Genomic DNA, 22010 nt, shown 5'->3' on the forward strand with positions numbered 1-22010 from the left:
CACAGTTCAGTTTACACTACCGGCCCTCTAAGTTTGTAGCCGAAGTGTCACTCTTTTTCAATTCATTAAATGGTATTACAACAAAAAGCTCGTAACCGAATGATAAATCGAATTGAGTTTTATTCGTCTTAAGAACCTTTTCCTGCCAATTTAATTCTTCTCTCCAGTTATAATCTGGTGCGAAATAATCGTCAAACAGTTGTTCTAAAGCGTTCCAATCACCTTTACTTTTTACGTTTCTTCCGGTATAATTGTGATAGTTTTCTGTAGAATATAGACGGTTTCTTAAAAGCGTCGTCACCTACCCACAATCCAGCAAAGAATTTTTGAAATGAGGTTAACTTTATATGATATCTTTGATTTACAGTGTAATCTATCCCATCAATTTTTAAATCTTTCGCTATATGAACTTCTTTTGAAAATATGTGCCATCCTTGTCCCTTTGTGTTACCCGCATATACAGTTATTTCTAAATTGCCATTTTCAGCTACATGAAATAAAATCTCTTGAGCCCAAGGTTTAGTGAATAATAAACCTAATCGATCACTGTAAGTTAACTTTTTAAAATCTGATTTTATGTCTAGATAATTAAGCGCTGATTCGACACGCCGACGAATGCCTGTAGTTTGATTTGATAATAGTGCCGCTATTGGAGTTTCTGGTAACCAATTAGGATTGTGGCCCTTAACAAGATTGATGAAATCTAAAGTTAGGCGATTAACCTGTCCTACCGTCTTTTGAAAAGAATACACTTTCGATGCTATTTGCATCAATTTTTTCCAATTTAAATCTACTGGAGTTACAATGTTATTAAAGTCCTCCGTGCTATTATTATTTCTAAGGATGTTATAGGCTTGATTAAATAGTTGAGCTGTACAATCTACATTATCACGCTTAGCTTCTACTATAATCACAATTTCGTTTAATATTATTACGATATCACAAATAGGATCATATTGTTTTAAATGAACTTGATTTTTGAAACTTTCAATATTCATTTCGTTCTCAGAAAGCGACACAGCGATTATTCTATCATAAGTCTTTATTTCCGATGAGCTTTCTTGAATATTTATATATAACTTGTTTTCTGTCTCAACATTGCTTATAAGTAATTCAAGTTCTAGATCGTCATTGAAAATCACTTTCAAAACCTCGTGAAAAAACAAAGCATCTTCTTGCAGGCAAATAGTGAAAGCGCGTGTTAAACATTTTCTAGCTGGTAAGTACGCTCTTCTTTACTAAAAGTCTTAAATATATTTAAATGAGAATTCATAATGCGTTAAATAGGGGTTTGTACAAAATTTTTAATGCTTACCATAGTCTTTTCCAAAGTCCGAAAATTATAGTATTCCCATATCATCCATTTGCTTCTGGAACAATCGTATGGTAACAAACTTCTTTTTTGATAAATTTTGAGTTGGTCAATAACTTTTTAAAAAGGGCAAATTTATTTTTTCTAATATAAGGTTTTTAATAGTATAGACAGCATTACGCTATCGTTTTCTTTCAAAATTGTTCATAACACCAAAGCTGACAACCGGTGTAACCTGAGTCAATACTTATTTGGTCGAATGGTTGAGATAGCTTAAGGTGTAACCTTAAATGATCTTACAATAACTAAAAATCATTTTTTTAACAAAAATAATGGATGATCACTTATGCTTTTTAGGATTTTTTTTCTCTTAATATTGTTGCTTAAAAGGCGATATCCCTATGGGTAATTGGAATATAATGTTATATGACAAATTAGGCCGTCTCATAATCACTTATGAGACGACCTTTAATAATGATTTTTCTGTAATTCATTCAAAGGATATAAACGTGAAAATGGATATCAGGTTCTTACTAATGTATCAACTATAAAAATTGGCTCGTCAAAAATTTCATCATCTTCCAGGTACCCAGAATAATTGGCTCCGTTAAATTCTTCTATTTCTTTATAAGCGATTTCCCGTGGTAACCATTCAACATCTATGAATGGAATGACGACCATTGTATAAATACAATCAATAATATTTGATTCACCCTGTTCAATATATGTTTTCGAAGAAAAAGGAATTTCATTACCTAATTTCCAGGCGAGAAAAAAGTTAAAAATACTTACCCAGATCACATAGACCTCTGATGCTCCAATACGTATTTCAAAATTAATCCCACGATCTTCTTTAATGAAAGGCCTAAACCTCTTGATCTGATATTGTGGGAAATCGTTGTGAAACTTATCCAAAATTTTATTCACAAGATCAGGATTTTCCTGTTCGAATTTGTCACTCCTTTTATAGATATCTATTAATTTAGGAGATCCATTTTCATAGTGTTTCCAAAAGAAATCCCTATCAAAATAATTATTAATTATGTTCTTAATTTTTTCCATATATAAATTATTGACAACCTGTCATTGGTGTTTTAGCTACCGTGCGGCCACTCAGATTCGAAGATACAGTTGCTTCTGGGTATATTTTTTTTACCTGCAATACCATTTCCGCTATGAAATATACGGGAAATTTTCCTAGTTCCATTTGTCTCTTTACAGCTTTATAAGAATACTTTTTTAAAATATTATTCATAGCAGTATTGGCTGCCTCAGCCGCCACTATTGATGCTTGCGTACTGGGCCTATCTCCGCTAACACCGATTTCAAGATTAAATGTTGATGAAACGATAGGGGTACCTGTTGTAACAACTGTCCATATATTTTCAAAATAGCTATCTGCAATTGTATTAACCGTAACACCTTTTAACGATGCTTCTTTCCATCCGGGAAGCCCACTTCCAGCCTCTACCACACTTGTAAAAGCAAAAGACTGTGGACAAATACGATTGATTAAAAGTTGCTGCTGCTGTTCAGGAGATAGGTAGTCATTTATTTCATCTGGACTTTGGTTTGAACCTCCACCTGGGCTACCTGTCGAAGGGGGAATATTAGAATAGTCATTTGGTCCTCCAGACATCCACTGTTCGTAGTCATCATCTCCACCTGTCGAGCAATAAACAGCATTCAATATACCTGCTACATATGCATATATGCAAGGTTCTCTCTGGGGCGGGAAGCCTGCAATTAAACCATTACTATTGATATCGCCTTTGTATTCCCTAATTATAACTTTGTTAGAAGAAAGAAATTTTGTTACAATTTTCCCTTGGAAATGTTCACGTGTAGCTTCTGAATTTGGTAGGAAAGAAATAAATGAATACCCCCATTTGTTATCCTTTTTCTGTGCTTTCAACCAAAAATAGTCAGCTAGATTTATTGAATACGTTGAGTCACCATAATAAATCGGATCTGCACTGCTTATCTTTATATATACGTTGTTTTCATCTTTAGTTACAACAGAGTCCCATTTGATATAACTTGTGAAGCTGGAGTTGAAAAAATTTTCATTGTCAGCGAGGGGATTTTGAGCGTAAAACTCCCTTTTGATTTCAACTATGCTATCGGTACTGGGAGATAGCTGATTTTTCTCTTTGTTACAAGAAAGAATTAAAACAGATATCAGAATTGGTATAATAAGATGTTTTAATTTAAAGATAGCATGATTTAATGTAATGATGTTCTTTTTCATTATTTTGTGTTAGTGTTAATAATAGGTCTAATATAGTAAGTAATTTAATATTAAAGCTTTATTTATTATTTTTTTTATCGTAATTTTTCGTTTTTATTATAAGTTTCTGTTTTTCAGTTGTTGACGCGAAGAAAATCCAATTAAGATTAGTTCATTTGATTTGGGGACTATCGCTTATTTTCATCAGATCATGTGAGATTAAGTGTTGTTTCAATCTATAGTTCTATTTCTGAAAAAAATGTTATTCAACGGTAAAATTCGTGCTTAGATTAATTTGTTGACTTATGAATCTTTCGTGGCTTAGAAGGATATTTACTAATATAGTGAGCAGGGAAGACTGAGAAAATCATTAAAAATTTAAAATACATAATGGAAAATTCATTTCAAATAAAGAATACCTCTTCAAACATAAATTATAAAACCTATTGTTAGACCATGAGGATTTCTTTTTGCGTTAGCCTATAATTTACTTAATTAAAAATAATGAATCCAAAAAAATCTATGTTGACGGCAGCACTTGATATGTTTAAAGGAGGGAACTAGAAGAATAAGTGGGTATTTCGGAATTTCCAAACAACCACTCAATTTTACGCAATAGCAAACAAAAAAAACGTAAAGTCAACAATTACTGCTTTCATTGCATAAGTTTCGACAATAGTTAAGGCTCGCCTACTATAGTACTTAGCAAGATAACCTGACCACTCACCCCCTTATTATTTATACCTATTTGGTTAATTAATTAAAATTTCATATCTTAAGGTGATAAACAGATCAGCCAAATTACTGGCTGATCGTTAAGCTATATTGATTATAAACCGATATGATTACCTACAGCACCGCTTCAGGAATCTAAAACCCTAATGCATTATGAATTCATCCTTTGCAAATCCGCACCCAGTATTACAAGTATTTCTCAGCGATAAAATGGATACTACTAAGCAACATTCCGATTTTTATCTGTCAGATTCGCTGCCGATCTTTAATTTCCACGAGCATATTTTCGTTGACGCTACCATCAAATGCCACGAACTTTACGGAAGGAATATAACAGCACGATTCTCCAACTGCTTTATGGAGGATGAAAAAGAGATATACGCTATTCCCGCTCAGCCTATAGTCACATTTCATATACAGTTGTCTGCTGACTGCTTTACTCGATTTGTTAACGAACAAAATCAAAGTTGTTATAACGAACTAGAATGTCGGTTATTTTGGCAGAATGCTCTTTCTTTAGCATATCTATTACCGCAGACCGAATCTGATTACTTGGAACTGTATATCCGGCCGAGTCATTTTTTGGATATGGCGGACCGATACCCCATATTTCGCGAATTGGCCAGGGAAGTTACTACAGCAAATCAAAGTTCGCTAGATTTTGTTGTAGGTAATGTTGATCAGCAACTAGGTGACTTTATCGATACTATGTTCAATGAACTCAGGGACTATCAAGTAAGCGACCTGCGATTTACCCATCTTTGTGAATGTCTTTTGCTCCAGAGCATGGGCATTTCCGTACATGTAGATCCCTTGCCAAATGATGCGGTCAAAAGACCTTACGACAGCGCTTTTGCTCATTTGGAAGATGATGTATTTTCCGAGGAACAGAATAATTTTTTAAAAATTACTTCGCGTTGTTACAACCGGGAACAGCTCATAGAAAAGTTTTATGAAGTCAAGCAAGAATATTTAGAAGATAAAGCGTACCGCAATAGAATTAGTGCTATTAATCGGGATGTCAAAGCATGCTATGATGAAGTTATGGGCGACTCTGCCGATCTTTTGGCCGAAACCTACTTTTGGATGGCCCAGCAGTTAGATGAACATAAGAATAAATTTAGCCTGACTGAAGAAGAGAATCAAACTTTGACAGAGGCGATCATTACGGTCTGCGATCAAGCTTTTGAACTTTGTAGACCTAATGCAGCTCAGCTCGAATTTTATACAGGCTACACCCGACAGCCTTATATGAGTGCTCTGGGGATGCAAGAATTTGGGCAGTTATTAAATATGGTTATCCCCAACATGGATCTGCCCCTGGACAAACTGGACGATAGTAGAGAGAGCGAAGCTATTTTAGGGCAATATCTGCGGGATCGTCTCGGCTTTTTACCCTTATCGCATATGACGGAGAAAGGAGAAGGTGACAAGCCCAAAAAAGTAGTTGAGCTTTATCATACTCTTATGCACCATATGACTGATGAATTTACCATCACCGATACATCTGACATCAAGAAGAGCGATTTAATCCGTATTCTAGATCATGCCTATGAGCAGAATGATGTTATTATGCTGCTGTTGTCTGAAATCGAGCAGCTCACAGATCAGGAAGAATATGCCAAGAGCCAAAAGTTTAATAAAATATGTGCGTGGATAATAGCACTTGAGGAAGTCCTTGAGTATCGCTATAATCAACCCAACAGCGAACAGGACGCGCTAACTACTTATTTAGTGCATGTTTATATGGCCGAAGGAAATGACATGAAAGCTGTTGAGCGGAAAGTGCGAGAAACCAAGTCGATATATGACCAAATGGTACCGGCGCTTCTTCATGTTGGCTATGGGATAGAAACTCTGACTAAAAAGAAGATGTTTATGCTTGTGGCAGAATCATTGATTATCGCTGCTACCCAAGACCCTTTTAAGTAAAAGAAGACGTAAATATGAAAAGGAAAAACAACTTTAGAGGCACTCAAGATAGATGTTTGATGTTGGTGTAATTATCTATTTTATAATGATTTAAGTTCGTCTAAAAAAGCAATATAAAAATAAATTTGGACAAACTTTTAAATATTTTAAGCCAAGGACTCTTCGATAATCTTTTATTTCTGTGCTATAGCCTCAATACATTGCTCCCTTATTTCCCAGAGCTCATCTAAAGTGTATGGAATCTTATTGATCTCGATCCAGCGCGATAAGTAATCTTTGTGATATTGCACTTTAAAGTCAGTAATTTGGTCGGGGGTGATTTCGATTTCTTCTAAAAGGTCCAGCTCAAATTCGTGTACATTTACACCGATGCCAGTAAAGTCCAAGATGTGATTATGATTTCGCAGATAATTGTGAGCTTCTGGAATATATTTTAAATCATAGTTGGATAGAAGGCCTTTTATCGCAGGAGTATTTTTACTATTCATGGTAAAAATGCCTAATACAAGCCTGAGGCTGCTTTCCCCATTTTCATCCGCCAATCTTTTCAATAGTGCATATTTTGTACTGCAAGTTCCGCATAACTCATCAAACACAACCAGTTCATTGTTTTTATTATTATTACGTCTATAATCGAGTTTTTCCAACCATTTACAAGCTTCCGCAAAGTTGCTTATAGCTAAATTTTTGAATGATCTCGAAACCATTCCATTCATGCCTAAAATTTCAAAGTCAGGTGCTCTCATTCGGTTATCAATTGAGATATATTAATGATCTTTTATGATTGGTGATATTAAACTGATAGCCTAATTTAAATAAATTAATTTAGATAACTGATTATGCTCCGAAATATCCGTCTGTCGGTAATTACTCTAGCACAAACGCACAGGTTTCTGTACTGCTCCAGGCATTATTTACTAAAAGCTGCTAATTAGGGATAAGTTTAATAACTCTATTAGGGGTTGTGTTCGTACCTGCTTCGGAAACCTTCTTATCGGGACAGATACGGATCTAATGTTGCGCAGTCCCTGAACAGTTATTTCCCGTTCAGAGACTGTGCATGGTCTGTCCGGCGCCTGTGCGTTATCTATTGGCCAGACGAACGTGGTACGAATCTCACACGAATCAGACTTACCTCCCCATTCCCGCCATTCACCGAGTTTTCCCGATCGTTGGTCTAAAGCCCGTAGGCTAGGGGAGTATTGTGTTGTAGTTTTGAGTCAACAAATAAGAACAACAGAACTAACACAATAAAATAAAGACATTATGAGAACACTAGTAAAAACATTCGCAGCAGCAGCTTTAATCGCCGTATCCACTTTCGCTATGGGAGCTGAAGGACCAGGAGCAAAAGCAACAAAAGCAAACGTTAACCTTTCCACAGCAGATTTCGCTTTAGATCATTATGTGGCGGTCACGACTGAAGGCGAATCAGCAGGGGTAGAGCAGCTATTTGCAGAAGATTTTAAGCAAAAGATTCAAGCTACCAATGCGCAGTCTAACAGCCGTAGCGAAGTGGTTAAATCCTTGAAAAAACAAAAAGGCGAAAAGCTGAACTGTACAGTAAGCACTGACATCATCGAGGAATCAGCAGACTATATGGTCGCTAAAGTGACGTTGAAATTTGAAAACTTCACCAAAACAGATCTAGTTACTTTGGAGCGTATTGGCAATGACTGGAAAGTATCCAAATCAATCAATTCTTATAAATAGTATCCAATAACTAGTGGTTTGCCAATAATAAAAGACAAACCACTAGTGAATCATATGTTTAAGTTTAGTTTAGAAGCCAGATCCTGAAATCTGGCTTTTTTACGTCAAAAGGGCCTGATTCTCATCAGACCCTTTCTCTTAGCGTTTATTTGTACAGCAATTTTTATGTTTCTTATCGTTTCCTCTTTTTTGTTTCGTCATCCAATGTTTTTTAAGACAATTGGATTTTAACTGTACGACGCCAATTTTTATGTTGAACCTTTCTTTCGAAAGGTAGCTTGTAGCCGCTTTGTAATGGAAGAACAGCTGTCTATTTAAAATAGTTTTATTGGAGTAGATTATTTTTGATAAATTGAGTTAAAATGGAGACAGTGTTATATCATCAAAAGCTTTTAGAACACTATACCTGTAATTGGGGACAGGAATATAAGATATTGACTTGGCAGCAAGGTTCTTATAATGATTTAGGTGATCATTTTCGAATCCTGGAATTTCCCCCAATAACTGAACGCAATATGTGGATTTATGCTACTTTGGGTATGTCTTGTTTGGAAGATGAATTTGCACTCGAACTGCACATGTTTTCTGGTGAGCAAGATCAAATGCTAGTTGAATCATTAATAGTCGTAGCACATTATCATAGATTTGGCGCAAGTTTGGGACATTGGCATACCATCAACTGGGGAAGAGGATGGCGCATGGATTCTTCTTGCTCTTATGGCCTTATTTCTCAGCCTTATCTTGCCGGGCCGAAACTGGAAATTCTCACCCTAGATAACAATAAATCAGTCCATTTCTATTGGTTGCTGCCTATTACTGAAGAGGAAGTAGCTTTTAAAAAGGAAAATGGTGCAGAAAAGCTGGAGGAAATATTCGAAGAACGAGGACTAAATTATTTAGATCCTTTTAGGAACACTTTGGTTTGAATGCAATAACATCCGGGGATTTAATAGTCGGAAAATACCAACTTTTCTAAAAAATATATAGCTATGAAACTACTACGAAATTTTGAATTACACGATATTCTGTTTGATTTAGAATCTGGCAAAGAGTTTAAAAATTTGGAGCCAGTCACCAATATTTATGGATGGTACAGACAGATTGAAGATGTTTTGACAGCTTTGTACGTGGAGAGAAATGAACTTTACTTTTTGTTTGGTACAACAAAGTTTCAAGTGGGAGAGGATTGCAAAGTGGAGTTGATACAACTCGTGGAGAATACGAAGGAGCTTCTCATTTACCATAAAGAAGATCTAACTGTTAGATTTTCTTTTCCATTTGTTCCTAAATTCAACTATCCAGCGCCATTTGACTATCTAAATGATTTGGAACAAGATTGGGGATTATTCATTCAAGAAATCTTTAATAATCCAGTAAGGAGGAGGAATATGATCTCAAATCTTATGGAACGACAGTAGCAAGCATTTCTTACAGTTAGTCTAAGCCTGTAAGCTCCGAGCGTATGTATCCGATCATAGGAGATATCGAAAAAAATGGGGAAATTGTTTCAAATATTATTCCTGAAATAAGGTGAAATTACTTTATAATGTAAAGTATGATAAGTTTTACCTCCATGATTTTCTCAAAATATATAATTATAGGGATCTGTTCGTTAGAAATATGCTGTTGAACGATTTAATTTTTTAAAATTACAACTATTTTCTATTTTACTTTAAGTGGGTGAGTTTGCAAGGATGTCAATGGTGGTTATGAAGAAGCTTATAATAACTGGGCAGATTGTTATGAAAGAGGCGAAGGGATTCGGCAAGATTTAGAGATTAGTTATGAATTATATAAAAAAGTAGTTGAACTCAACTAGTGCAAAATCAAAATTGAAGATATTTGAAAAGGTAAATTTTCACCTCCCCATTCCCGTCATTCACCGAGTTTTCCCGATCGTTGGTCTAAAGTCGATAGGCTATGGGCCTATTGTGTTGTAGTTTTGAGTCAACAAATAAGAACAACAGAACTAACACAATAAAATAAAGACATTATGAACTCATTAGTAAAAACATTCGCAGCAGCAGCCCTAATCGCGGTATCAACTTTCGCTATGGCAGCTGAAGGACCCGGAGCAAAAGCAACAAAAGCAAACGTTAACCTTTCTACCGCAGACTTTGCTTTAGGGCACTATGTTGCCGTAACTACTGAAGGAGAATCAACAGGAGTAGAGCAGTTATTTGCCACAGATTTTAATCAAAAGATCCAAGCTACAAATGCACAAACCCACGGCCGTGAAGCTATAGTTAAACTATTGAAAAAACAAAAAGGCGAAAAGCTGAACTGTACAGTAATCACTGATATCATCGATGAATCTGCAGACTATATGGTCGCTAAGGTAACGTTGAAATTTGAAAACTTCACCAAGACTGATCTGGTGACTTTGGAGCGTGTGGGCAATGACTGGAAAGTATCCAAATCAATCAATTCGTATAAATAGGAGCCATCTTAAATAAATATATATGTTGTAGAGCCACGTCATAAGATGTGGCTTTTTTATGATCTATTTAATAGCGAGTTGTCTCGGGGATAACGTAGTGAGTCGAGCTCAATCAGAAAAATTAAGTAGAAGGAATAGATAAATTTAGCAGAAAGATTAGGTAGTTTAAGGAGAAGGAATAGGAGAAGAACATAAAGGAATGTACAGTTATAATGCTCGTACAATAGGTTTTGGGCTGTTTTAGAGGGGAAAGAGTAAATGTTTTAGGGAAAGGACTAGGGAAAGGATTAGGGAAAGATTAGGAGAAGAAGAAGTAGAAAAATTAGTAGAAAGATAGTGGGGTCGCCTTGTTTATAGATCTTCATTGCGCTAGAGTAGATCGTGTAGTTTAATCACGCCTTTCCTCTCAGCAGCTCGTACAACGAAGTATTGATAAACTGAATAGCCTTCACCATTATCTTACCGTACCTCGCATGATTATGAGCAAAAACATGGTACTTCGGTGATCGCTCCAGCCCAAACTCACGGATTTCCGTACTGCCATAACCATTGTCCAAGATACCCTATGGCGGATAGTGTGATACCATGATATCAACTTGTACATCCGAATCCACAGGATGAAAATAGGGAAAACCACTGATGCCCATGATTTGGATGCCATTGACCCTAACCGAAGAATCGTTTAGCCAATGGATTCCTTCGGGTACCAATTTTTTGCTTCGTTGCGGTGCCAATTCAAAGGGAAGGTCATGATTTCCATGGACAAATACCTTGTGTGGTATGGGGAGCTCCGCATACCACACAAAGAAATCCAATAGTTGCTGCATATCACCGGCATCGCACATATCGCCAAAATGGTTTTATTTCTAAAAATGAATGTATATTTTTTTTATCTGCAGAAATATTTATTACTTTACATAAGTCATAATATTTTCATGAGCCTATTTTCAATTTCTATACTACTACTTTTGGCGGCGAATTTGACCGTCATGGAGAAAGGGATGACAGTGAAAGTAACCTGTTGTGGTTCCGAATTATATGCCAATGAATTTACCCGTATTATGACTAAGCAGGTAGCGCAGAATCATTGCTGTAAATAAAACATTTAAATCCTATTTCATTATGAATGACCAATACGATATTGAACTAGATAATATTAGCGATTCTATTGCTTGGTACCCATATATAGGAAAGCATTATGCGAACGCAGATTTTAAAATCCTAATTGTTGGTGAAAGCCATTATAAAGATCCCAATGATCTTAGAGAAATATGGAAAGAGAAATCCTTCACGAGAGTTATCGTTGGAGAATTAGGGGTGGAAATGCAAAATTATAATGACATCAAATTCTTTCAGCAAATAAATAAGTTATTTAACTGGAAACGTCAAGAGTTTGGCGTTTGGAATAAAGCCGCGTTTTACAACTTTATCCAAAAACCATTGAATACAAAACATAATAGACCTAGTAAAGCAGATTTTTTAACAGGGTGGAAGAGCTTTGAAAAAGTTATTAAAGTTTTAAGACCAAACCTATGTATTTTCATGGGTTCATCGCCTGCTAACACTTTTAATAAGACATATGCTAATGGAGAGAAAGTGAATAGAATGATTACGCGGCATGATTTTATAAATAGAACTTATCTCAAAACTTCAAGTTTAATAAACGGAGAGATCCACACAGATTTGATTTTCATTAAACATCCTTCGAAATATATTAGTCTGGGCAAGTGGCGCGAGAAATTGGTCGAGTTTCATCCTGAAATCCAAGCTTATTTGATTGATTAATTGATTGATAGTACTGCCAGAACTCGTTTAGAATTGAAATTGATATCAAATCTTCGTAAAACTCCAGAGCAGAAATTTAAAATTAAGCATTTGGGAGTGATTTGCATTTCGATTAGATAATACTAATTATAAGCCCCATCCTATATATTATCATTTATGGAAACAAAAAAAGACTTCATTAACCAAATAAACGAAACAATCGCTAAGCATGGTTTGAACAATTACAATCAGTTCAACGTATTTAGGACGATGTTCAAAATGACGGAGGAAAAACATCTTCATTCACGCTTTATCGCTTTTTTGCTAAATCCTCAGGGAACTCATGGGCGAGGTACAAAATTTTTAGACCTCTTTTTGGAGGAATTGGAAATGCCGAATTTCCGTTTGGATGGAGTTACTGTAGTACCGGACGAGGTTGGAAAAAGTGAATTGGATAATATTGATATTTTGATCCAAAATAAGCATGACGATGCTATCATTATTGAAAATAAAATATTTGCTGGGGATAGCAATAAATTAGAATTGGATTCTGAGAAAATGGGGGATGCTGATCCCAACAGGTTTCAACTCCCAAGGTATTATAATAAGGCGACAGCGAAGGGTTTAAAAGTTGTTTATATTTTATACTTGACTATTGATGGCAGACCTCCCTCTTCTTATGATGATTTTCTACCATGTGTCAAAGATCTTCTTATCAGAAAAGAATATCTGAAACATATACAGCAATGGTTAACACGATGTATTAGCGAGTTAGTAGATGATAGCGACCTAAAAAGGGCTATTGTACAATATAAGCAGGCTTCTTTAGAGTTTTTGAATGATATTCAATTGGCCTGGGATTTAAAAACAATTACTGCTGCTAATTTGGATGAAGGATATAATTTTTGGATAAAAAAGGAAATTGAAGGTGTCAATCATGCTGAATTGGTGTTAACGCAATTTATCCACGTCAAGTGGCATATTGTCTATGAGTTTTTTTCAAACTTAAGAGAACGTATCGGAAGTACATTTGGTGTTGAAGTGTTTGAAATAGAAAATAAAAAGATTACTGCCCTCACACATAGAAATATTAAAACTAGAATTAGCTTATCATTTCGAAAAAATGATGTTCTGTATTATGTAAGTAATGACAGGGTCGGTTTCAGCATCGGAATGGTCAAAGAAAGCAAATCTAAAGAAGATTACACATTGATGTTAGATAACCGGTATGCCAATTTTGACTTTAGTGATAAGGAGGTTTTTGATCTTATCAATCCTTCGTCTAGCAATGATTTAATCGATAAAATTGTATTGGAGTGTCAGGCGTTTGTTTACAAAAGAAAACTAAAAATAGGCGCAAATAAAGATTTTAATTCACAAAAATGTGTTAGATGATTGGTATGAGATGACGAATAAGCCGATAATTTTAAATTTGTAATGATGATGGATTAAAGAGAACCTATTTCAACTGATTGAAATTCATTTAAAAAGCTTCGTAGATTCTAGAAGACCCAAAGATATACAGGTGCGCAAACAATTGGATTTTGTTTATTCGTGGGATGGGCAAACGGCTTTATTTTTTGAAATTATACCACAATGGAATGACCCAACGAATATTTTAGAATTACCGTTTGCAAAGCTTCGCTTTGTAAAAGCATCTAAAATTTGGAAACTCTATTGGATGCGAGGATCGGGAAAATGGGAGGCTTATGAACCCAAACCCGAGTGTACTAATCTGCAATTATCGTTGGATGAAATCGATCTCGATGGATATGGATGTTTTTTAGGATGGTAAACTCTGTGAAAAATATTGTCTCATATCTTTTTTATGGCACCACTGTAGTATATTTTTCCATCTTTTGCATCATCCCATAAGATAGTAACACTATGGTTAATGTTAGCGTTGAATTTAGTAACAATGAATTTGCACTATAACACCATCTATGTTATAGTGCAAATCCATTGTTATTGTATGGTGAATAAGATTAGCGGGTGAAACGGCATGTCTGATATAGCCACAATTAGGTAAGTTGTTTAAAAGTATAAAGTTTTTGTTAATGAGTGTGTTAATATGTGTTTGGTTGGGGCGAGTTAAAAGAAGTTTCCAGTTGTTCGGAATTTCCGAACATCCACTCCCGCGGTTCAATTCTAGTTAAAATGGGACTCGTGATGTAGAATTTAAAACTAGTAATTCGAGTCTGAATTTTCTACTTTTAAATGCTCCAGTTTTTTAGAGAGGTCACTAGTAATACAACTCACGCATCCCCTTTACCCGTTTCATGATTACTTCCCTAAAACTCTCGGGAGATATAACCTTTGCTCGTTCTCCGAATGACAGAACTAAGGTTTCCAGTTCAAAGTTTGGGATTATTTCCAATTGTATTATTAAGCCGGTTTCATCGTGCGATATTGTTTTTTGTGAACCGTGCAACGGCTTAGAAATAACGTATGGGGCAGCATTCTCGTTAAACCATATTTGAACTGTCTCTGTGCGCGAGGACGAGATTGTGACACCGATGATATCCTCAAAGAATTCTTTGAAATCCCAGGAGTCATTTTCGATATATTGCTGGTCACAGTCTTCAATGGAGATTATTCGATCTAAAGGCAGGTTCGTCAGTGATGCATATTCTTTGTTACGACCAAACAGAAACCAACGATTGTTATATTCTCTGAGATGATATGGAGAGATGTCATAATAACTCTCTTTTGTTGCTTTAAATGATTTGTAGCTTATCTTGAGGCATGTTTTTGAAAGTATTGCATGAAATAGCTTACCGAGGTGTTCTATACCCTTGAGATAACGGTTGTGGTCATGGCTCATGATCAGCTGTTCTGAACGTTCTAAGAAAAACAGCTCTTCTAGCTTTGTACTCATCTCCTGCACCCATCCCATTTGCGGTAAGCCCTCCATCCTGGATAATACATCCATTGCACTCTTTAGTTGTTGCATTTCTGCGGTATTCAAACCTTGATTATAAAGCTTAAAGTCTTTATTTGAATACCGGTAGTATGAATGACCATTCTGTTTATAGGTTTCAATAGGAGCATTGCCACCTTCTGGACTTCGCATATGCTTTAAGTCATCTCTCAGCGTTCGGGTACTGATGCCTTTATGTTCGGGGTTTATCTCCATAAGCTCTTTATCCAAACATACTTTCAGATCTTCAAAACTGTAACGTCTTTGTGGGTTTGAAAGACAACTGTCCAATATTCTGTAGCGTATAGAAGCATGTTTGTTCGTAGCCATAATGGTTAATAATAGTTTTTATAAAGATAAAAAATACTGTGCAGATAGAGTGCACAAGGCTACCATAATTTTGAGACAGATAGTTAATAGTGACTGTCGTTAATTTCAATTTATTATGGCAACAAATCCACCAAGGGGAGATGGTCATCGCAATGGAGCAGTGCGAGATCGCAGTCAGGTGTATAATCCCAAGACTGAACAATGGATAAAGCGAGATGCTGATACCGGAAGATTTATGGATGGTAAAAAAGACGGAACACCATTTAAAGGCGTCAGAAAGGAGAGGTAACGTGGCTAAGATTTATTTCCGCCAGTCCAATGGATGCAAGTATTGTAATCCTTCGTGTCATACTTCATAGATTAATCTGTAATCTCAATTTTCATGAAAACGAACTGACTGCCCCTTCGACGAGGAGGGGCTTTATTCTTTCATTGTTTTATCATAAAAAATTACGTATTTTGTACTTGCAAACATTAACTTACAACAGCACAATGAGCCAGCCGCATATATATACAAAAGATGATATTGCCAAAATCGGTAATACATTGGTGTTTTTTGCGGAACGCATAAATGATCTATCTAAGACTAAGTTACTCAAACTAGTCTACCTGCTTGAAGAGACGACCATTCGTAAATGTTCACGTCCATTTCTGAATCTTGATTTTGAAATTTGGAAACTCGGCCCAGTGGTAAAGGATCTTTTTTTTGATTTTAGTTCAACCGAACAATATATCTTTAAGGATTATGTTTCTGCACATCTCGAAGAGGAGGGAAGAGTATATATATCACCTGTAACTCATTTTGATGATGATGAATTCTCGGATATCGAATTATCAATATTGGATGATGTGGTGAAACAGTTTGGACATTTATCGGCAAAAGAACTGGTTGAACTTACACACAGTGCCCACTCACCTTGGACTATAACAGCCAAACAGCAGGGTGTACTGGACGATCTTTTGAATAATCGGGTTTATACAACCGATCTTAAGATTGACTTTAACTCGTTGTTGGATGAGGATGGTAGGGATGCTTATGCACAGCATTTGGAGTATCTGCAGGCTTCGAGATCCCTAAAGTAGTGCGCTTATGTTTACCCCTGGAAATATTCTCTATTTTACACCTTTCTATTTTAAGAATGGTGCTCCCAGCAAAAACAAATACTTTATTGTACTCAAAGATGTGAATGGTCAATTAGTCTTGGCATCATTACCATCGAGTCGAATCAAGTTGCCCCATCGTATTCCAGAAGATCATGGCTGTATAGAAGTGCCGGAAGGATGCATCAACTGCTATCTCTTTGTTCGTAACCGAATTATTGGACAGAATGGCTTCGCCTTTCCTGCTCTCACGGCTATCTACGGACAGGAGATAGATATCTATGAAAAGCAGGTGATCGAAGACCAATACCCACTGGAAAATGTTCATTATACGATAATTGACCGTCTTCTACCTGATGAATTGGAAACAGTATTGGCATGTCTCATAAATTCGAGCTCAGTAACTCGTAAATACAAAAAGATTTTATAGTACGCAGTAGACTTGTGCAGCAGGTTTGTGTAATCCCTATAGCTCTCCTCCGTGTTTTTTATTTACACATTTGGTGAGACAATCCTAACAGTTGTCCATTTGCCTTCCTATTCCCGCCATTTACCGAGTTTTCTGGTCTGTTAGTCTAAAGCCCATAGGCTAGGGACGTATTGTGTTGTAGTTTTGATTCAACAAATAAGAAAAAAACTAACACAATAAAATAAAGACATTATGAAAGCATTAGTAAAAACATTCGCAGCAGCAGCTTTAATCGCAGTATCCACATTCACTATGGCCGCTGAAGGACCAGGAGCAAAAGCAACAAAAGCAAACGTTAACCTTTCTACCGCAGACTTTGCTTTGGATCACTATGTTGCGGTAACGACTGAAGGAGAATCAGCAGGAGTAGAGCAGTTATTCGCTGATGATTTTAATCAAAAGATCCAAGCTACAAATGCGCAGTCTAACAGCCGTAGTTATGTAGTTAAACTATTGAAAAAACAAAAAGGCGAAAAGCTAAACTGTACAGTAAGCACCGATATCATCGAGGAATCGGCAGACTACATGGTCGCTAAAGTGACGTTGAAATTTGAAAACTTTACTAAAACAGATCTGGTTACTTTGGAGCGTATGGGCAATGACTGGAAAGTATCCAAATCAATCAATTCGTATAAATAGGAGCGATTTCAAATAAATATATATGTTGTAGAGCCACATCGAGAGATGTGGCTTTTTGCTTTCATTCCTAAACAATATTTCGGATATTTGGACAAAGGCAAGTTTTTAGGTAAAAGATTTTATCATGTCGGATATTCAGCAGTTAATAACACAGATCAGAGCATTCAGAGATGCAAGAGATTGGGAGCAGTTTCACAATTCCAAGGATCTTGCTTTGGCATTGAGCATTGAAGCTTCTGAGCTTCTGGAGCTGTTCCTGTGGAAAGGTAATGAAGACGCCAATCCTGAGAAATTAAAAAGTGAGCTAGCCGATGTGCTGATGTATGCCTTATTGCTTGCCGATAAGCATGGACTTGATGTCAAGCAGATCGTCGAGGACAAGATGAAACTCAACAACGAAAAATATCCCGTAGAAAAAGCCAAAGGATCCGCAAAAAAATATAACGAACTCTAATGCCCAAGCAGTTTCAGATCATTCCCTATCCGTTCGATTCCCAATTGGAGTTTACCTTGGCTCATCAGCAGCGCGATTACCTTTCCTGGCCAATCGTCTATTTTCTGCAGAATACACAAGAGGCCTACGTTGGCGAGACCACCGATATGGTCACCCGTATGAAAGCTCATCTCAAAACAGAAAATAAGCAACAGCTCAAATCTGTATCCTTGATATTAAGCGATCTCTTCAACAAGTCTGCCACATTGGATTTGGAATCCAACCTGATCCGCTACATTGCGGCAGATGGTCAGTTTAACCTATTGAATGGCAACTTAGGCCTATCTGATCACAAATTTTATCAGCAGAAGGAAATTTACTGGGAGCTGTTTCGCGATATCTGGTCCGAGTTGCGGTCACTTGGCATCGCCCGGCATTCCTTGGAATATATCGATAATTCCGACCTGTTCAAATATTCGCCCTACAAGACTCTTTCGCGTGAACAGACTAACGGGCTGAAGATGATCCTCAACTGCCTGCTGGATGATCAGGCCAAAGTCAGTCTGATCCATGGCGGGGCAGGTACGGGAAAGTCTATCTTAGCCATCTTTTTATTTAAATTGCTCAAAACCGATCTGAAAGATTTTAACAGAGCCGATTTTGACGAGTCCGACGAGGAGCTGTTTGAGCTTGTGGAGGCCGTTCGCCATAAATATGGACAGCTCGAAATAGGGTTGGTCATACCCATGCAATCCTTTCGTAAAACGATTTCCAAAGTATTTAAAAATATCAAAGGTTTATCTCCCAAGATGGTTATTGGTCCTGCGGAGGTGGCCAAGAGAAAATACGATCTCCTGATTGTGGACGAAGGGCACCGGCTGCGGCAATGGAAAAATCTAGCAGCCTATTATGGTACTTTCCGCAAGGTATCCCAGCAATTGGGATTTGATGAACTGACTTGTTCTGAACTGGATTGGATCGAACAGCAAGCCGACCGTTCCATTATATTCTACGACGAGTTTCAGTCTATTAAGCCGTCGGATGTCGACTCACAGCGATTTATCGATCTCCAGCTCAAAAGTAGTACCCGTATTGAGCGCTTGCGTTCACAATTTCGCGTCAGGGGCGGGGCACCCTATATGGATCTTATCCATGGGATCTTTAAAGATGGAGCAGCGATGCCAGCCAAGCTTTTTGAAAGTGTCCATTATGATTTTAAGCTATTTGACGATCTTGATGAAATGGTCGCTACGATCAAGAGTAAAAATGAGCAAGAAGGATTATGCCGTATGGTGGCGGGATTTGCATGGGAATGGATTTCCAAAAATGACCGCACGCTCAACGATATTGTTATTGGAGAGAGTCAGCTGCAATGGAATAGTACGGATGTAGATTGGGTCAATTCGCCCAATGCAATCAATGAGGTCGGCTGTATCCATACCACCCAAGGTTATGATCTTAACTATACCGGGTTGATCATCGGCCCAGAGTTGGATTATGACTTTACGACCAAGAGCTTCGTTGTCTATAAAGATAGATACAAAGATAAAAATGGGAAGAACTCCATTAGCGATCCTAAAGTTCTTAAAAATTATATCCTCAATATCTACCGTACAATCCTATTTCGTGGGATCCGGGGAACCTATGTCTACGTCTGTAATGATAATCTTAGCGCATACCTTTCGCAGTTTATCAAACGACAGCAGAAACAGGATGTAGAACAAAAGGATGGGGTTTCGATCAGCGCTGTTCCTTCCGCTCATAGTATACCTTTTTATGATTTAGCGGTTGCAGCAGGCAATTTTTCCGAATTGCAGCAAAGTGAGACTTTGCAGTATATTGAAGTTGAAGAGCGATCCCAGGATCCACAACGTTACTTTGCCTGTAAAGTAGTGGGGGAGTCCATGAATAAGATTATTCCCAATGGTTCGATCTGTTTATTTGAGCGCTATCAGGGCGGTTCACGAAATGGTCTGATCTGTTTGGTTGAATCCAGTAGTTTTGAAGATCGCGATTTTGGAGCCAATTATACCATTAAGGAGTATTCTAGTAAAAAGACCATTACGGATGAAGGCTGGCAACATCAGGAAATTATCCTCTTACCCAAGTCTTCAGATGACTCCTATAGTCCCATTGTACTGAAAGATGAGGAGACTGTAGATCTCCAGGTGATCGGGGTATTTAGACAGGTGCTATAGATCTATTTTTGCTCGATTAATCGTATCCATCCTATCAAGTACATATTTTATAATCGGGATCTAGTATCGAGCTTTGTGTCATGATGATACAAGAAAAACGAGAATATATGTTATCGATGATAGCAGACTGGCAGCATAGCGGAAAGAGCAAGAAGGCGTACTGTGCTGAAAACGGGATCAATGAGGCCAAGTTTTATTATTGGATTGCCCGAACCAAAGAAAGCGATAAGTCTTCTACTGGCTTTTTAAGCATCGATAAAGCGAGTAAAAACAATGATATTGAAATTATCTACCCCAACGGAGTACGTATCAAGGTTGCGAATGATCTTGGACTTCTTTCTCAACTTATTCGCTTGTACTGATGTTTGCTCTAGGCTCATCACACCGGTTCTACCTTTATGACGGCTTCTGTGACATGCGTAAATCATTTGACGGACTCTGCGGATTGATCGCTTCGGCTATGCAGCGGCAGGCTACCAGTGGTGAAGTATTTGTGTTCCTGAATCGTAGCCGTACGCACGTTAAGCTGCTGCATTGGGAGAAGGGTGGCTTTGTGCTGTATTACAAACGCCTGGAAACCGGAACTTTTCTGCCGCCAGATCTAAAAAACAATGAGTTGTCCTGGAGTGATCTTGTACTGATGGTTGAAGGTATACAGGTTGTGAAAAGTATTCAGAAAAAACGTTTCTCTTTACCTTAAAAGTGGTTTTTAATAGGATAAAAGCCGCTTTTTCTGTATATTTACCCTATGGAAAATGCACTGGAAAATCTCTCAAAAGAAGACCTTATCAAGGTCATTTCCAGTCGTGATGAAAAGATAGATTATCTGGGATCCCAACTGGCCATGTATAAGCGCATGCAGTTCGGCCAGAAGCGTGAGCGCTTTGAAGGCGACCCCAATCAGACCATGCTTCCTTTTAAGGCAGAGCCTGCGGAAGTAGAGCAGCAACAAGAAGAAGTTAAGCAAAAAATCGAATACATCCGCAAGCGCCCCAACCATAAAGGGCGTGCTAAATTACCTGCCCACCTCCCTGTGGAAGAGATTGAAATCCACCCAGAAGGTGATCTGTCTGAAATGGTGTGCATCGGTAAAGAAATTACCGAAGAACTGGAGTGCGAGCCAGCCAAATTCTATATCAAACGTTACATCCGTTATAAATATGCAGCCAAAAACGGAGATGGCGTATCCATTGCCCAGCTTCCTGAACGGGTTATTGACAAAGGGATTGCAGGCCCGAGCCTACTAGCGATGATATTGGTGGGTAAATTTCAGGACCATCTTCCGCTATACCGACAGAAGCAGATCTTCGCAAGGGAAAATATACAGATCCCATCATCAACTATTGAAGGATGGACCAGGCAGGCACTGGAAAAACTCGAACCATTGTATGAACAGCTCCTGTTCGATACTAAATCACAGGGATATCTACAAGTAGACGAAACAGTAATAAAAGTATTGGACAGCGATAAAAAAGGAGCTGCCCATCAGGGGTACTTTTGGGTCTACCACTCGCCTTTGGATAAGACGGTGCTGTTCGATTATAACCCTTCCCGCGGTGGCCATGTACCTGAATCCATACTGGATAACTTTAAAGGATATCTGCAGACGGATGGATATGCCGCCTACGAAAAGTTTGGAAAAAAGAAAGATATCACCCATCTGGCCTGCTGGGCACACGCACGCCGAGAGTTTGAGAAAGCGCTGGATAACGATAAAGCAAGAGCCGAAAAGGTGCTACTGATGATACAGGATCTTTACAAAGTTGAGCGAAATGGATATTACGGTTTGATTTG

Annotated in this window: 24 protein-coding genes; 18 read left to right on the forward strand and 6 right to left on the reverse strand. The window is 37.5% G+C overall.

The features are described 5' to 3' along the window. Positions 1-224: 224 nt before the first annotated feature. The 3 genes from B3E00_RS20155 to B3E00_RS20165 form a co-directional block, all read right to left on the reverse strand. Positions 225-1148, reverse strand: coding sequence for a hypothetical protein (locus tag B3E00_RS20155; protein ID WP_293939822.1), 924 nt, complete (start codon positions 1146-1148; stop codon positions 225-227). A gap of 686 nt (positions 1149-1834) precedes the next feature. Continuing rightward, positions 1835-2374 carry a hypothetical protein gene (locus tag B3E00_RS20160; protein ID WP_293939823.1) on the reverse strand — a complete coding sequence of 180 codons (540 nt, stop codon included), beginning with the start codon at positions 2372-2374 and terminating at the stop codon, positions 1835-1837. Between the two features lie 7 nt (positions 2375-2381). After that, complete coding sequence (locus B3E00_RS20165; protein ID WP_293939824.1) at positions 2382-3563, reverse strand: hypothetical protein; 1182 nt, start codon at positions 3561-3563, stop codon at positions 2382-2384. Positions 3564-4487: 924 nt separating this feature from the next. On the opposite strand from B3E00_RS20165, the gene B3E00_RS20170 reads away from it, so the two are divergent. Further along, the gene (locus tag B3E00_RS20170) at positions 4488-6209 is read left to right on the forward strand and encodes a hypothetical protein (RefSeq protein ID WP_293939825.1); all 1722 of its coding nucleotides are present in this window, start codon (positions 4488-4490) and stop codon (positions 6207-6209) included. A 173-nt stretch (positions 6210-6382) separates the two neighbouring features. Here the strand turns inward: B3E00_RS20170 and B3E00_RS20175 are convergent, their stop codons facing one another. Beyond that, the gene (locus B3E00_RS20175; protein ID WP_293939826.1) at positions 6383-6955 is read right to left on the reverse strand and encodes a hypothetical protein; all 573 of its coding nucleotides are present in this window, start codon (positions 6953-6955) and stop codon (positions 6383-6385) included. Positions 6956-7475: 520 nt separating this feature from the next. Here B3E00_RS20175 and B3E00_RS20180 point away from each other — a divergent pair. The 4 genes from B3E00_RS20180 (at position 7476) to B3E00_RS20195 (ending at position 10362) form a co-directional block, all read left to right on the forward strand. After that, complete coding sequence (locus tag B3E00_RS20180) at positions 7476-7922, forward strand: nuclear transport factor 2 family protein (RefSeq protein WP_293939827.1); 447 nt, start codon at positions 7476-7478, stop codon at positions 7920-7922. A gap of 362 nt (positions 7923-8284) precedes the next feature. Beyond that, entirely contained in the window at positions 8285-8848 is a 564-nt protein-coding gene (locus tag B3E00_RS20185; protein WP_293939828.1) for a suppressor of fused domain protein, read from the forward strand. A 63-nt stretch (positions 8849-8911) separates the two neighbouring features. Continuing rightward, the gene (locus B3E00_RS20190) at positions 8912-9340 is read left to right on the forward strand and encodes a hypothetical protein (protein ID WP_293939829.1); all 429 of its coding nucleotides are present in this window, start codon (positions 8912-8914) and stop codon (positions 9338-9340) included. A gap of 575 nt (positions 9341-9915) precedes the next feature. Then, on the forward strand, positions 9916-10362 hold the full coding sequence (locus B3E00_RS20195) for a nuclear transport factor 2 family protein (protein ID WP_293939830.1): 447 nt from the start codon (positions 9916-9918) through the stop codon (positions 10360-10362). A 563-nt stretch (positions 10363-10925) separates the two neighbouring features. Here B3E00_RS20195 and B3E00_RS20200 read toward each other — a convergent pair. Next, positions 10926-11207 carry a metallophosphoesterase family protein gene (locus B3E00_RS20200; RefSeq protein ID WP_293939831.1) on the reverse strand — a complete coding sequence of 94 codons (282 nt, stop codon included), beginning with the start codon at positions 11205-11207 and terminating at the stop codon, positions 10926-10928. Between the two features lie 90 nt (positions 11208-11297). Between B3E00_RS20200 and B3E00_RS20205 the strand changes: the two genes are divergently transcribed. From B3E00_RS20205 to B3E00_RS20220, 4 genes are all read left to right on the forward strand, one after another. Then, the gene (locus tag B3E00_RS20205) at positions 11298-11462 is read left to right on the forward strand and encodes a hypothetical protein (RefSeq protein WP_293939832.1); all 165 of its coding nucleotides are present in this window, start codon (positions 11298-11300) and stop codon (positions 11460-11462) included. 22 nt (positions 11463-11484) lie between these two features. Further along, on the forward strand, positions 11485-12147 hold the full coding sequence (locus B3E00_RS20210) for a uracil-DNA glycosylase family protein (protein WP_293939833.1): 663 nt from the start codon (positions 11485-11487) through the stop codon (positions 12145-12147). Positions 12148-12303: 156 nt separating this feature from the next. After that, positions 12304-13521 carry a PD-(D/E)XK nuclease family protein gene (locus B3E00_RS20215; protein ID WP_293939834.1) on the forward strand — a complete coding sequence of 406 codons (1218 nt, stop codon included), beginning with the start codon at positions 12304-12306 and terminating at the stop codon, positions 13519-13521. 130 nt (positions 13522-13651) lie between these two features. Next, the gene (locus tag B3E00_RS20220) at positions 13652-13921 is read left to right on the forward strand and encodes a DUF3024 domain-containing protein (protein ID WP_293939835.1); all 270 of its coding nucleotides are present in this window, start codon (positions 13652-13654) and stop codon (positions 13919-13921) included. Between the two features lie 447 nt (positions 13922-14368). Here B3E00_RS20220 and B3E00_RS20225 read toward each other — a convergent pair whose 3' ends face one another. Beyond that, complete coding sequence (locus B3E00_RS20225) at positions 14369-15376, reverse strand: helix-turn-helix transcriptional regulator (RefSeq protein ID WP_293939836.1); 1008 nt, start codon at positions 15374-15376, stop codon at positions 14369-14371. 115 nt (positions 15377-15491) lie between these two features. Here B3E00_RS20225 and B3E00_RS20230 point away from each other — a divergent pair, with 115 nt between their 5' ends. The 9 genes from B3E00_RS20230 to tnpC all read left to right on the forward strand — a co-directional run. After that, a complete protein-coding gene (locus B3E00_RS20230) occupies positions 15492-15665 on the forward strand; it encodes a hypothetical protein (protein WP_293939837.1) in 174 nt (57 codons plus the stop codon). 203 nt (positions 15666-15868) lie between these two features. Further along, positions 15869-16459 (forward strand): Panacea domain-containing protein, encoded by a 591-nt coding sequence (locus tag B3E00_RS20235; protein ID WP_293939838.1) that lies wholly within the window; start codon positions 15869-15871, stop codon positions 16457-16459. 7 nt (positions 16460-16466) lie between these two features. Further along, the gene (locus B3E00_RS20240; protein WP_293939839.1) at positions 16467-16907 is read left to right on the forward strand and encodes a hypothetical protein; all 441 of its coding nucleotides are present in this window, start codon (positions 16467-16469) and stop codon (positions 16905-16907) included. A 231-nt stretch (positions 16908-17138) separates the two neighbouring features. Next, positions 17139-17585 carry a nuclear transport factor 2 family protein gene (locus tag B3E00_RS20245; RefSeq protein WP_293939840.1) on the forward strand — a complete coding sequence of 149 codons (447 nt, stop codon included), beginning with the start codon at positions 17139-17141 and terminating at the stop codon, positions 17583-17585. A gap of 124 nt (positions 17586-17709) precedes the next feature. Further along, entirely contained in the window at positions 17710-18039 is a 330-nt protein-coding gene (locus B3E00_RS20250; RefSeq protein WP_293939841.1) for a nucleotide pyrophosphohydrolase, read from the forward strand. Then, entirely contained in the window at positions 18039-20216 is a 2178-nt protein-coding gene (locus B3E00_RS20255; RefSeq protein WP_293939842.1) for a DNA/RNA helicase domain-containing protein, read from the forward strand. The genes B3E00_RS20250 and B3E00_RS20255 overlap by 1 nt, the downstream gene beginning before the upstream one ends. Positions 20217-20299: 83 nt before the next feature. Then, positions 20300-20578: an IS66 family insertion sequence element accessory protein TnpA gene (tnpA, locus tag B3E00_RS20260; RefSeq protein WP_414712425.1), complete on the forward strand. Its 279-nt coding sequence runs from the start codon at positions 20300-20302 to the stop codon at positions 20576-20578. After that, positions 20578-20916: an IS66 family insertion sequence element accessory protein TnpB gene (tnpB, locus tag B3E00_RS20265; RefSeq protein WP_293939844.1), complete on the forward strand. Its 339-nt coding sequence runs from the start codon at positions 20578-20580 to the stop codon at positions 20914-20916. Before tnpA ends, tnpB begins: the two co-directional genes overlap by 1 nt. Before the next feature lie 48 nt (positions 20917-20964). Next, positions 20965-22010: IS66 family transposase (tnpC, locus tag B3E00_RS20270; protein WP_293939845.1), on the forward strand; the 1046-nt coding region annotated here is incomplete at its 3' end.

This window comes from Sphingobacterium sp. UBA5996 (assembly GCF_002429765.1).
In the GTDB taxonomy this organism is placed as follows: Bacteria; Bacteroidota; Bacteroidia; order Sphingobacteriales; family Sphingobacteriaceae; genus Sphingobacterium.